This window comes from Malonomonas rubra, assembly GCF_003247215.1.
In the GTDB taxonomy this organism is placed as follows: domain Bacteria; phylum Desulfobacterota; class Desulfuromonadia; order Desulfuromonadales; family Geopsychrobacteraceae; genus Malonomonas; species Malonomonas rubra_A.
Map to the genome: position 1 here is coordinate 1 of NZ_QKAP01000113.1, position 11723 is coordinate 11723.

General features: G+C 51.6%; 13 protein-coding genes. 6 read left to right on the forward strand and 7 right to left on the reverse strand.

Going from position 1 to position 11723, the window contains the following annotated elements; all coding sequences use genetic code 11:
• Nucleotides 1-197 precede the first annotated feature (197 nt).
• A complete protein-coding gene (locus tag Q7J88_RS11670; RefSeq protein ID WP_303722403.1) occupies nt 198-869 on the reverse strand; it encodes an NAD(P)/FAD-dependent oxidoreductase in 672 nt (223 codons plus the stop codon).
• A gap of 26 nt (nt 870-895) precedes the next feature.
• Nucleotides 896-1513, reverse strand: a complete 618-nt coding sequence (locus Q7J88_RS11675; RefSeq protein ID WP_303722404.1) for a rubredoxin-like domain-containing protein — start codon at nt 1511-1513, stop codon at nt 896-898.
• Nucleotides 1514-1673: 160 nt separating this feature from the next.
• On the opposite strand from Q7J88_RS11675, the gene Q7J88_RS11680 reads away from it, so the two are divergent.
• From Q7J88_RS11680 to Q7J88_RS11690, 3 genes are all read left to right on the forward strand, one after another.
• The gene (locus Q7J88_RS11680) at nt 1674-2666 is read left to right on the forward strand and encodes an NAD(P)H-quinone oxidoreductase (protein WP_303722405.1); all 993 of its coding nucleotides are present in this window, start codon (nt 1674-1676) and stop codon (nt 2664-2666) included.
• 175 nt (nt 2667-2841) lie between these two features.
• On the forward strand, nt 2842-3867 hold the full coding sequence (locus Q7J88_RS11685; RefSeq protein ID WP_303722406.1) for a GPMC system family 4 glycosyltransferase: 1026 nt from the start codon (nt 2842-2844) through the stop codon (nt 3865-3867).
• Nucleotides 3864-4400, forward strand: a complete 537-nt coding sequence (locus Q7J88_RS11690; RefSeq protein ID WP_303722407.1) for a shikimate kinase — start codon at nt 3864-3866, stop codon at nt 4398-4400. Before Q7J88_RS11685 ends, Q7J88_RS11690 begins: the two co-directional genes overlap by 4 nt.
• On the opposite strand, the gene Q7J88_RS11695 is transcribed toward Q7J88_RS11690, so the two are convergent.
• Nucleotides 4362-4796, reverse strand: coding sequence for a CBS domain-containing protein (locus Q7J88_RS11695; RefSeq protein ID WP_369682031.1), 435 nt, complete (start codon nt 4794-4796; stop codon nt 4362-4364). The genes Q7J88_RS11690 and Q7J88_RS11695 overlap by 39 nt on opposite strands.
• 181 nt (nt 4797-4977) lie before the next feature.
• On the opposite strand from Q7J88_RS11695, the gene Q7J88_RS11700 reads away from it, so the two are divergent.
• Nucleotides 4978-5421 carry a tetratricopeptide repeat protein gene (locus Q7J88_RS11700; protein WP_303722409.1) on the forward strand — a complete coding sequence of 148 codons (444 nt, stop codon included), beginning with the start codon at nt 4978-4980 and terminating at the stop codon, nt 5419-5421.
• 2 nt (nt 5422-5423) lie between these two features.
• Here the strand turns inward: Q7J88_RS11700 and Q7J88_RS11705 are convergent, their stop codons facing one another.
• Entirely contained in the window at nt 5424-5870 is a 447-nt protein-coding gene (locus tag Q7J88_RS11705) for a YaiI/YqxD family protein (protein WP_303722410.1), read from the reverse strand.
• A gap of 671 nt (nt 5871-6541) precedes the next feature.
• Between Q7J88_RS11705 and Q7J88_RS11710 the strand changes: the two genes are divergently transcribed.
• Together Q7J88_RS11710 and Q7J88_RS11715 are read left to right on the forward strand one after the other, a co-directional pair.
• Nucleotides 6542-7072, forward strand: a complete 531-nt coding sequence (locus Q7J88_RS11710; RefSeq protein WP_303722411.1) for a glycine cleavage system protein R — start codon at nt 6542-6544, stop codon at nt 7070-7072.
• A 163-nt stretch (nt 7073-7235) separates the two neighbouring features.
• Nucleotides 7236-7640: a hypothetical protein gene (locus tag Q7J88_RS11715; protein ID WP_303722412.1), complete on the forward strand. Its 405-nt coding sequence runs from the start codon at nt 7236-7238 to the stop codon at nt 7638-7640.
• Nucleotides 7641-7749: 109 nt separating this feature from the next.
• Here the strand turns inward: Q7J88_RS11715 and Q7J88_RS11720 are convergent, their stop codons facing one another.
• From Q7J88_RS11720 to Q7J88_RS11730, 3 genes are all read right to left on the reverse strand, one after another.
• The gene (locus Q7J88_RS11720) at nt 7750-8187 is read right to left on the reverse strand and encodes an NUDIX hydrolase (RefSeq protein WP_303722413.1); all 438 of its coding nucleotides are present in this window, start codon (nt 8185-8187) and stop codon (nt 7750-7752) included.
• On the reverse strand, nt 8187-9389 hold the full coding sequence (locus Q7J88_RS11725; RefSeq protein WP_303722414.1) for a murein transglycosylase A: 1203 nt from the start codon (nt 9387-9389) through the stop codon (nt 8187-8189). Before Q7J88_RS11725 ends, Q7J88_RS11720 begins: the two co-directional genes overlap by 1 nt.
• A 72-nt stretch (nt 9390-9461) precedes the next feature.
• Nucleotides 9462-11654: a primosomal protein N' gene (locus Q7J88_RS11730; RefSeq protein ID WP_303722415.1), complete on the reverse strand. Its 2193-nt coding sequence runs from the start codon at nt 11652-11654 to the stop codon at nt 9462-9464.
• Nucleotides 11655-11723 lie beyond the last annotated feature (69 nt).

Consider the following 11723-nt stretch of genomic DNA (forward strand, 5'->3'; position numbering starts at 1 on the left):
AGACTGTATACCGAATGCGCACCCTTGTCTGTTCTGTATCTCATGTTTATATAATCAGATAGAACTGAACATTTTACAACAAAAAACATTTTCGCCTTTCATCCCCCACCTTTCGGAAGGAGACTTCCCGGCGAAGTGTTAAAGCATAGCAGGAGAAGCAATAATTTATGACTAATAACAGAGACATGCACGGGAGATCAGCCTCCTTGAGCAATTTCGCGCAGCTTTTCGAGGCCAACCTCCTGCATCAGCTTGCCGAGCCGGCACTTGCGCTCACTGGCAACAAACCAAGCGATTAATCTCTCAACTGCTGCCAACGCCTGCTGGTCGTCAGGAATATGCTCTATCAGCCGCTGACTGAGCCGTGGCTGGCTGCCGCCATTTCCTCCGACAGTCAGATGCCAGCCTTTCGGTGTCCCGATCAGGCCGATATCCTTGATGCAGGTTTCCCCGCAATCGTTCGGGCAGCCGGAAACCCCCAGCTTCATCTTCCACGGCAATGAATAACCATGAAAACGCTCGTCCAATTCCAAGCCGACCGCGACCGAATCCTGCAACCCCCGCTTGCAGCAATCGATACCGGGGCAGATTTTCACGCTGCGGACGCAAAGTCCGGTAGTGTAACCGATCGGCTGGTCAAGGTCCTGCCAAGCCAGATCGATCTGTTCTTCCTGCAGGCCGATTAGGGCCAATCGCTGGGCGCTGGTTAACTTGATGGTTGGAACACGGTACTTATCGGCTACATCGGCAATCGTTCGCAGTTGTGCACTGCTGATCAGCCCGGCCGGGGTATGGGGAACGATCGCGTACGTTTGCCGGTCACGCTGAACGATCGCGCCTTTTTCCAGGATATCTTTCTTCTCTGTCATAATAAAAACTTCCTATAGTCTCCCTTTTATTTCTGGTGCTTGGCGAAGATCAACACCCCACCATAATGGCCGAGCATCACCACGCAGCCGAGCATCAGCAGAATCAGCAGCGAATAGCCACAAGCGGACAGGCCTCCGGAGGTCAGCACTTGCGGGTTCAGCAATCGCCAGGCGACGGTGATGAAAACGCTGACAAACAGCGCAACACCAAGAATGATTTTCTTGCGGAAAATTGGCGTCAATTTACCGGAGAAACTCTTCCTCCAATCGAGCACTCCAGTGGCGAATGTTACAGGCACTGCCAGAAACACCACCAGCAGCAGATAAAAAACCGCCGATTCAAAGGTTGCTCCACCACCGAAGATGTAGATCAACAGAAACAAAAAAGCGGTCGGCAGTAAAGCGTTTGGGAAATGAGCGCCCACGGCGTGCGGCACAAACCCGATTTTCATTTCCTCCAGAAAGATTTTTACCTGCTTTTTCAGAAAATCGGCTTTGCCAACCGACTGGCTCTCCACCTCAGAGGCAGGCTCTTCGACCAACTCAAACTTACAGGCATCAACCTTACAGACCGGACAGTTCTCCGGCGGTTGATCTCCTTTATGCAGATACCCACATACCGTGCAACGCCAAGTTTTTCCCATCTTTGCCCCCTGTACCAGATGATAAGCAGTTTGATTCCGCAGCAGATTTCTCTATAATCAGTGCCGGTCCGTATACGGCGGATCGGCACCTTTACCACCTGCATTTTAACAATCTGACTTTATTTGCCAATCAGATTATTAACCTAAAAGGAGAGAAAGAATGAAAGCAGTCTTATTGGATGAATTCGGCCCGGCCGAGAATATGAAGATCGGCGAAATCGACAAACCGCAACCGAAAGCGAACGAGGTCCTGATCAAGGTTGCCGCCACCAGCATCAACCGTCCCGACCTGGTACAACGGATGGGCAACTATCCTCCGCCTGCGGGAGATTCGGAAATTCTCGGACTGGAAGTCTCCGGTACCATCGCCGAGGTCGGCAGCGAGGTCGAAGGCTGGAAAGTCGGCGACCGGGTAATGGCGCTGGTCGGCGGCGGCGGTTATGCCGAATATGCCGTAGCTTACGGTATTCACGTGATGCCGATCCCGGAAAGCATGAGCTTCGAAGAAGCGGCCTGCGTCTGCGAAAGCTACATCACCGCCTTCCTCAACGTCTTCATGATCGGCGGTCTCGAAGACGGTCAGACCGCGATCCTGCACGGCGGTGGCGGTGGTGTCAACACCGCGGCGGTGCAACTGGCCAAGGCACTGACCCCGAACGCCAAACTGATCGTCACCGCCCACCCGAGCAAGGCTGAGCGGGTCAAGGAACTGGGAGTCGACAAGATAATCGATTTCACTACCACCCCCGACTTCACCGACGAGATCAAGGAGTACACCAGCAAAAAAGGGGTCGACCTGATCCTCGACCATGTCGGCGCCAAGTACCTGAAGCCGAACATGAATTCCCTTGGCTACAAAGGTAAGCTGGTGATTATCGGCGTCATCAGCGGCATCAAGGCGGAGTTGAACCTGGCGCTAATGATGGTCAAGCGGCAGCAAATCATCGGCTCGGTGCTGCGCAGCCGCCCGGTTTCGGAGAAAGGCGAAATCATCACCGAGTTCACCCGCCGCGCACTGCCAAAATTCGCTGACCGGACCATCGTGCCGATCATCGAAAAGGTCTTCCCGATCGACGAGGTCGTCGCCTCCCACCAGATGATGGAAGAGGACAAACACTTCGGCAAGATCGTCCTGAAGATCGCCGACGCTTAAATTTAAAGATTTATCCAACTGTTCGACAAAAGGCTCACAGAAATCTGTGAGCCTTTTGCTTCATCAAACTACCAGACATTTCACAAACAGCAGCCGATTTAGCCATCGAAACACAGCCAAACATCAAGATTATTGGATGATTGCTCTGGTGCGAAAAAAATGCGAGGATGCGCGCATGCAGTTGCTGATCATCATTCCTAAACAACCGGAAACAACCGGTAACCATGTTACTGCGGAGCGGTTCGCTGCAAAGCTTCCCGCGCACAACTGGAACTGCACGATCATCGAAACGGAAACCGATTCACCGTCTGCCATCGAAATCACCCTGAAGAACTATCTCCCCGATGCGGTCCTGCTGCTTCATGCTTACCGCTCTGGAAAGCCCTGGTTACTCGCCAACGCTCCGAAGGTGCTGCCTCTGGCGGTATTGATGACCGGCACCGACTATAACCACGATCTCCACAACCCGGAACGAGCACCGATTATCGAAATGCTCCAGCAACAGGCGTCGGCGATCATTGTCCAGAACCAGTTGATTCTGCCGCGACTGGGAAAAGAGCTCCCAGGAATCGAAAGCAAGTTACAGCTGCTCCCGCCCGGGATCCGGCTGGGGAGTGAACCCTTCCCCCTGCGGCAGAAGCTGAAACTTCTCGAAGGCCCCCCCCTGTTCCTCTGCCCCGCTGGAATTCGTCCGGTGAAAGGGAATCTTGAACTATTGCTGATGTGTGATCAGATTGTTGAGCAGCAACCGAACTTCAACCTCGTCTTCTGCGGTCCGGCCCTGGATAATGACTATACCGCCCGATTTTTCGATACCCTCGATGCCCGCCCCTGGGCGCATTATCTTGGCGAGGTCCCGAAAATGGCGATGGCCGAAACCATGCGCCAGGCCGATGTCATCCTTAACAATTCCGTTTCTGAAGGCGTATCGAACTCGCTGGTCGAGGCAGCGGCCCTCGGTCGTCCGATCCTGGCCACCGATATCATCGGCAACAGGGCCCTGGTTCAACACGGGAAAACAGGCCTGCTCTATTTCAGCCAGGAGCAGTTTGTCAAGCACGCACTACAGCTGATCCGCGACCTGAAACTGCGCAGACGACTTGCCGGACCGAATCCATCCAGCTATAACGCAGACCGGGAATGCGAGCAGCTGGCCAGCCTCCTGGATCGAATCACTAAACAAACGGAAAAAGCCCAATGAAAACGACCAACCTGATCCTGATCGGCATGCCTGGCGCCGGGAAAAGTACCGTCGGGGTAATTCTCGCCAAACGGCTCGGCTACAACTTTATCGACACCGATCTGTTAATCCAGGCCCAGGAACAGTGCCGGTTGCAAGAGATTATCGATCAGCGGGGAGTGGAAGTTTTCCGCCAGATCGAAGAGCAGGTGCTGCTAAACTTAAAGGCTACCCGTACTGTCATCGCCACCGGTGGTTCGGTGATCTACAGTCAGCAGGGAGTAGAAAAAATCGGTCGTGCCGGACGACTGGTTTATTTGCAAGTTTCACTGGATGAGTTGCAGCGGCGGATCGCCGACATGGGACAACGTGGGCTGGTGATGAACAAGGGCCAGAACTTTGCTGACCTGTACCGGGAACGTACTCCCTTGTACGAAAAGTTCGCCGAACTCACCGTCGACTGCAGCGAACTGAATGCGGAACAGGTTGCCGCAGAAATAGAAACGCAGCTGGTATCAGGGATACTGGATGTATTCAGTCAATTCCTTGATTAGGAATTCTTTTTCCGCAATCGTCGCTTTGACCAGGTCCCCGATCGAGACCACCCCGCAAAGTTTTCCATCTTCCACTACCGGAAGATGACGACGACGCTTATCGGTCACTAGGTTCATACATTCGTCAACCGTATTATCCGGCACAACGGTTTGAACGATATCCGTCATAAACTCCCGCACTGGCGCATCCAGCGGCGCGGCACCTTTTTCGACCACCTTGCGGGCATAATCGCGTTCCGAGAAAATACCTAATGGCGCGCCGGCCTCATCGATCACCACAACCGCGCCGATATTCATTTCGGCCATCATTTTCAACGCCTCAAAAACTTGCTGCGAACCCCCGATCGTCACAATCTCGGCCCCTTTTTCCTGAAGAATTTCTTTAACGGTCCTTATCATCACGCGCCTCCTGAAGTAGCATAAAAATCCATTTCCCGTTTTCAGAATAATGCAATACTCTACCGCCGCGACAGTTGATTGCCAACGATTTATTCTGTTGTCTGCCGACCGTCAGGGGGTATAATCAGTTATAATTTAGCGTCATCACGCTTTAGCGAAATTAAAAAGGATCTTTGTTATGAACAAGGATGACCTCGACGACACCATAAAAAAAGGGATAGCCGCGGCCGAAAAAGGGGACATCCACTCAGCGCTGATGCTGTTCAACGAAGCAGTAGAGAAACGCAACACTCCTGAAGTACACAGCTACCATGCCTATTGTCTGGCCCAAAGTGAGGGCCGCTTCAGCGCCGCAGCCAAGAGATGCCGTGAATCGATCAAGCGGGAACCGGGCAACTCGCTCCACTACCTGCTGCTTGGCCGCATTCTGCTATTGGCCGGAGAGAAAAGAATAGCCGTCAAGACATTTCGCCAAGGACTAAAAGCAAGCCCCAATCCAAAAATCATTGTCGAACTGAAAAAACTAGGCCTGCGAAAGGACCCTCCGTTCAAAAACCTCGGCCGCAGCCACCTGCTGAATCGAACCTTTGGCAAGCTGTTAAGCAGCATTGGGATACGCTGAAACTAACTATTCCGGGTAAGAAATCGATCAAGGTGGTTGGCAAAAGCCTGCTTGTCCTTGTTGCTGAAGGCGGTCGGGCCACCAGTCTCAACTCCGCTCACGCGCAGATCATCAAAAAAATTGCGCAACGAAAGACGTTCGCGAATATTTTCCCGGGTAAAAAAATCACCACGCGGGTCGAGGGCAAAACCGCCCTTTTCGATCACATCCGCAGCCAACGGGATATCAGCTGTAATCACCAGATCGCCGACTGCCAGCAGGCGGACAATTTCCCGGTCCGCCTCGTCTGGCCCGACCGCAACCTGTATCGACCTAATCCATGCTGAGGACGGGAAGGAGATTGCTTTGTTGGCAACGAGGGTCAGAATAATTTTTCTACGTTCCGCTGCCCGATAGAGCAAGTCTTTGATCTGACGGGGGCAGGCATCGGCGTCAACCCAGATTTTCATAACCATCCTCTGTGTTTCGAAATCACAGCATTGTGAATCCCGATAATTACTACAGGAATTTGCATCGATAAATACTTTTTTCCTGTTTTCCCTTTCCAATACTTCACCTTCCGATGACTATTATCTATATCCGCACCAACAAAGATCTTCGAGACTGCTTCAATCGACACCAGCATCCCAAAATGGGACGATCATCTACGTAGCGCCGATTTCCTCAATTTCAATACCCCCAGATCCGCCTCAAGAGCAAAGAGATTACCGGCAGCGATGACGAAATAGCCGTCAGCGGCGACCTGACCATCAAAGGCATAGTTAAAGGGGTAATTTTAAAGGGTCCATTTCTTGGACCGCAACCGCCCCTTGGGGAAATTCGCGGGGTGGATTCGAAGCGACCGGCCTGACCACCCGGCTCGCTTTCTGCCGGAACTACAGCAAGTCGTTGGAAACCGGCGGTATCGTAGCCTGGCACGTAGTGGAACTCGGCCTTGAGGTAGAGACGGTAAGACAGTAGAAAGTCTAACGAGTCCACCGGTAGAAATGGTAACAGAACCCATAAATTGGTCGACAGCCTTTGCGGGTTTAATGACGAGCGGATGTGATGATTGAGGGCTTTCGCATGCAACTATTCTGTGGTTAAATATCGGCAAACTTAATTGCCAAGGGAGGAACTGATGGGGATTCGCTATATCATGACCGCGTTCGGTAAGGACCGAGTCGGCATCGTCGCCGATGTTACCCGCCTGCTGTATGAAAACGACTGCAACTTGGAAGACACTACCATGTCGATGCTGGCTGACGAATTTACCCTGAGCCTGCTTTTTTCCAGTCAGAACGAGAACATCGAAGAGAAACTGGCCAAAGAATGCCGACGGCTGGAATTGGAAAAAGAGATCTCCGCCTTCGTCCGACCGCTACAGGCAATGCAACAGAAAAACGCCAGAGGGTACAAGACCTGCACCTTGCATATCGAAGGACTCGACCAAGCTGGCATTGTCTACAAAACCAGTCAGTTTCTGGCTGACAACAACCTGAATATTCTGACCTTAAACTCAACCGCCAAGGCATCACCAGAAAGTGGTGCGACCATCTACAGCATGGATATTCACATTCAGGTCCCTGAAGAGATCTCATTGGACGAGGTAGAAGAAAACCTGACAACAGTCGCCGACGAACTCCATGTCGATGTGTTGATGTCGCGCTGAGGACTGACTGTCGCACCATCTAAAAAAGGCAGGTGATTGTAAGATCTCAGCCTTTTTTCAATCTCTGCGATATTTTTTTCGCAACTTGTGGTTTTCAAAACCGTTAAATTAAAGCTTTGCGCGCGCCAGATTCCCATTAGGTGCAAAAAACAGTAGGTAACAAATGTGGATGCTTGAATACAAAAAAGACAGCTGGTGGTTTTGGCTCATTACCACAATTTTTCTTTCATTTGGAGTTTTAGGTGCCCCTGTTTTTTTCAAACTGGCAATTTTTCTGACGATCGTCCAAACAATCTACTTCTCCCTCAAACTACAAAGCGTCACTTCGTTTCCAATACAAGTTAGAGTTTGCTACCTTGGCTTACTCGTTATATCTCAACCTCAAATATTTCAATGGCTGTACTGGATTCCGACAATTGGCACTTGGGCACAAGTTCTTGTTGGTTACTGTCTGATGGCAAGGATTGTTTCAATGTTTCCATGGAACAGGGAAGAAAAATTTTCATTTCAACTCTTCAAAAAAACCATTTTCTCTCGACCTGTCCAAGGCAGCATCAAGGAGGGATAAAGCAGACAAACTTAAAGCGCCTAATCAACCCAACGAAAAGCATAACTACGGAAAATTGTAAAACAAAAGCGAATTGCGGTGGGGATTAGAACCTCACTTTATCACCATCTCAGGATAGCACTCGATAAGGTCCAGTCGCGTAACTCCGCATCTGCACAACCCCGTCATGCGCTAGCAGTGCTCGAATCCGATCACGGTTTACCGGATGGCTGACTCGCTGCAAAACCTCATCGGCAACACACCACTCCACTTCTGGGGTTTCCTCACTCGGAGTCAATTCGCCGGAAGAATAATTGGCGGTAAAACAGAAAATTACCGAAGCAGGTTCAGATATCTTCGACCAGATCACCGCCGGTTTAGGGTTGCAGATGGTAACCCCAGTCTCTTCAAGGACTTCACGGCTTAAGGCATAAACCAGGGCTTCCCGTTCCTCAACCCGTCCCTGTGGAAGTTCCCAGCCCCGGAGATGGTGTCTGACCAGAAGGATTTGCTCCTGTTCGTTTCGGATCATGCAACTTACCACCAAAACATGTCTCGGTTGGGACATCAATTCACCTCACTGGCAAAATTGTCGGTTTTTACCTGTGTCTGGAATTCTAGTTCATCAGGTTTTTTCGGCAACAGAACCCACATACGGCCATCCTGCTTCATCCGCCCGGCTATGGCCCCGGCATCCTGACCCATTCCCCAAAAGAAATCGGCCCGCACCTGCCCCTTGATCGCTCCGCCGGTATCCTGTGCTATCATGAGCTGTTGCAGCGGCTGATTGGAGCCGGGAAAGGTGGTCGCAAGAAATACCGGTGCGCCCAATGGAATGGTGCGCGGATCAACCGCCAGACTACGCTGCGCGGTCAAAGGAACCCCAAGCGCACCAGGTGGTAAGGTAAATTCAGCTGGCAACTCCCTGAAAAACACGTAACTCGGATTTTCAGCCAAAAGTTTTCTACCTTCTTCAGGATGTTCACTCACCCAGCGACGGATGTTCTGCATCGACATCTGATCACGCGTCATCGCGTTGCGCTCCAACAATAATTTACCGATCGAGTGATAGCGATGACCGTTCTGGTTAGCATAACTCACCATCACCAGTTCTCCATCCGGCAACCGGATACGCCCACTGCCCTGAATGTGCAGAAAGAACAGCTCTACCGGGTCTTCAACCCAGAAGATTTCATGTCCGGCTAGCAGATTGTTGCCGTTGTCAATTTCACTACGTTCGAAGTACGGCACTACTCGGTTGCCTACGACCCTGCCACGAAGACGATAATTTTCAAGTTCCGGATAGATTTCGTCCAGATCGATAATCAGTAAATCTTCCGGCTGAGCGTAGAGAGGATAACGGAACCTATCGGTCGGTTCTCTGCTCCCAGCCAGCTCCGGCCCATAGTATCCGGTTATCAATCCTCCCTCGCTACCGTCCTTGTTTCGAACCTGGTGGGGAACAAAGAATTTTTCAAAAAAGATCCTTGCTTGAGTAGCACTGGGCGGATCAATCTTGGCCGCTTCGTCACAAACCAGTTGCCAGCGTTCACGGCCCCCTACTGCACGGCAGCTTTTTTGGAAAGCCTCCAAAGCAGCAGTCAGGTCATCCCTCTGCCAGCCATCAACATTGGCCCAGTCAACCGGCAACAACGGATCAACCTTACCTGACGAGGGTTCGTCTGATGGCAGCGGTAGCGGCGCGGGAGCCTTGCCAGCACAAGCAGCTAAAAAAAGAAGTAGGATGAGTGCTAAGATCAGTCTATTCATAACTTTTCGCCTGAACGATCTCCCCTATTTATCAGGAGCCATAAATTCATCTAACCTTGAGTTCCCCAGCGACTAAAACATATCCACAGGATCTACATCAGTATAAAGCCCGACCCCGTTTTTCAACTTATTTTTAAGACCTTCAACAACTAACACTAACCTTCTCAAAGCGGCCCTGTCGATCGCCTTCAGAAGCAGCTGATAGCGGCTCTTCCCTCGCAAACGGGCGAGCGGACAAGGGCTGGGGCCAAGCACTTCAACATCTTGCGCCAGACGATACAAATTCTGCGCCATCCCTTCTGCCTCTGCCTTGACCTGCGGCAGATTGTTGCCAACAAACACCAAATTCACTAAATGACCGCACGGAGGATAACCAAGCTCCTTCCGAAATGGCAGTTCCTGCCGGTAGAATTCATGATAATCCTGCTTAGCAGCGCAAGTCAGCGCGTAATGCTCTGGGTAGTAGGTTTGTATAAAAACCTTGCCGCCACCGCTGGACCGTCCTGCCCGCCCGGCAACCTGCGTTAAAAGCGAAAAGCAGCGCTCGGCCGCACGAAAGTCAGGCATATTCAACAGGCTATCGGTGCCGAGAACCCCGACAGTGTTGACACCCGGAAAATCGTGCCCCTTGGCAATCATCTGCGTCCCGATCAGGATGTCGATCTGTCTGTGAACCATTTGATCGACCAGTTTCTGATGTGCCCCTTTGCGGCTGGTAGTATCCCGATCCATCCGCGCAATTCGCACCCCCGGAAACAGTTCAGCCACTTCTACTTCGAGCCGCTCCGTACCCGCGCCTTCCGGTTCAATGTTTAACCCCTGACACTTAGGACAATGTTCTTTCGGCGGCTCGGCGTAGTCACAATAATGGCAGCGCAACAGCCGCTCACGCTGGTGAAAGGTCAGGGTGATTTCACAATTGGGGCAATGAAAGCTGGTCCCACAATCGGTACATAACAAAAAGGGGGCAAAACCGCGCCGGTTCAGCAGCAACAGCGCCTGCTCACGCCTTTCTAGAGTCGCCTGTAGCTCTTCAATCAGTGGATTGGCCAACACCCCTTCAGGCGGAGTTTCCCGAAGATCGATCAGTTCGACCTTCGGCATCGCCCCGGCATGAACCCGCTGATCAAGAGCAAGTCGCTGCACCGCCGCATGTTCACTACGGTAAAAAGTGGCAAATGATGGGGTCGCACTACCGAGCAGCACCGGGCAATCTTGCTGCTGCCCGCGAACCAGCGCCAAATCGCGCGCGTTATAGCGAAAACCCTCCCCCTGTTTGTAACTGGTTTCATGTTCTTCATCAACCACTATCAAGCCGAGTTGATCCAGCGGAGCAAAAATCGCAGATCGTGCGCCGATAACGATCTGAACTTCGCCACGCTTGATCAACCGCCAGCCATCGTAACGCTCACCATCGGATAGTCCGCTATGTAAAACAGCCAACTTGTAGCCTGCCGCCTCGAAGCGAGCCCTAAAGCGCGCTACCAGTTGCGGTGTCAAAGCGATTTCCGGCACCAGTACCAGTGCTTGACGTTGATGCTGCAAGCAACTTTCGACAGCCCGCAGATAGACTTCCGTTTTGCCACTGCCGGTCACGCCATGCAGTAAAAAGGCTTTGAACCTTGCATTATCGACTGCCGTAGAAACTTCAAAAACAGCTTTTTCTTGGTCACTATTAAGGGTCAGGCATTTATCTTGAGGTAATTCTTCGAGCAAAAAAGGATCACGTTGCCGTTCCTGTTCTGCCTGTTCTAAACAGCCCAATTCGACCAGACGCTTCAAGGCAGCATGCGGTGCGGCGAATTTTTCCCTGACTTGCGCCAAACCCGCTTGCCCCTGCTGCGTAATATAATCAAGCAGCTCTTTCTGTTTGCTTCCACGTGGCCGTGATTCGGCGTTTAAACAACGATAAACAGGTTCAACCAGAATTCTGGTCGTCGCTTTATCACTGCCCAGCCCGGCAGGCAAAGCGTTTCGAATCACCTTCCCGAGAGGATGACAATAATAATCAGCAGCCCAGCGTAGCAATCTGAGTAGCTCTGCGCTGAGCAGTGGCTGTTCATCAAGCAGGTCTTTAATATCCTTGAGCCCTTCCGCCGAACCAGAGCCGAGTGAAAGGATAAAACCGACACTGGTCCGCCGTCCGAACGGTACACGGACGCGCATACCAACCGCGACCTTCTCTGCCAACGGTTCCGGCACCCGGTAAGAAAAAAACTGTTTAAGCGGCGCGTTCACCGCGATTTCGGCAATCAGCTCGGACATAAACTTTCACAATAAAATTATTTGCCCATTATTAACATAGAGCGAGGCTCTCCAAGGAATTTTAATCAT

Bases quoted from the DNA above. Each gene is read 5' to 3' on its own strand.
- Q7J88_RS11700 (WP_303722409.1), top strand. From the start codon at position 4,978: ATGAACAAGGATGACCTCGACGACACCATAAAAAAAGGGATAGCCGCG.
- Q7J88_RS11685 (WP_303722406.1), top strand. From the start codon at position 2,842: ATGCAGTTGCTGATCATCATTCCTAAACAACCGGAAACAACCGGTAAC.
- Q7J88_RS11690 (WP_303722407.1), top strand. From the start codon at position 3,864: ATGAAAACGACCAACCTGATCCTGATCGGCATGCCTGGCGCCGGGAAA.
- Q7J88_RS11670 (WP_303722403.1), bottom strand. From the start codon at position 869: ATGACAGAGAAGAAAGATATCCTGGAAAAAGGCGCGATCGTTCAGCGT.
- Q7J88_RS11725 (WP_303722414.1), bottom strand. From the start codon at position 9,389: ATGAATAGACTGATCTTAGCACTCATCCTACTTCTTTTTTTAGCTGCT.
- Q7J88_RS11680 (WP_303722405.1), top strand. From the start codon at position 1,674: ATGAAAGCAGTCTTATTGGATGAATTCGGCCCGGCCGAGAATATGAAG.
- Q7J88_RS11675 (WP_303722404.1), bottom strand. From the start codon at position 1,513: ATGGGAAAAACTTGGCGTTGCACGGTATGTGGGTATCTGCATAAAGGA.
- Q7J88_RS11710 (WP_303722411.1), top strand. From the start codon at position 6,542: ATGGGGATTCGCTATATCATGACCGCGTTCGGTAAGGACCGAGTCGGC.
- Q7J88_RS11715 (WP_303722412.1), top strand. From the start codon at position 7,236: ATGTGGATGCTTGAATACAAAAAAGACAGCTGGTGGTTTTGGCTCATT.
- Q7J88_RS11730 (WP_303722415.1), bottom strand. From the start codon at position 11,654: ATGTCCGAGCTGATTGCCGAAATCGCGGTGAACGCGCCGCTTAAACAG.
- Q7J88_RS11720 (WP_303722413.1), bottom strand. From the start codon at position 8,187: ATGTCCCAACCGAGACATGTTTTGGTGGTAAGTTGCATGATCCGAAAC.
- Q7J88_RS11705 (WP_303722410.1), bottom strand. From the start codon at position 5,870: ATGAAAATCTGGGTTGACGCCGATGCCTGCCCCCGTCAGATCAAAGAC.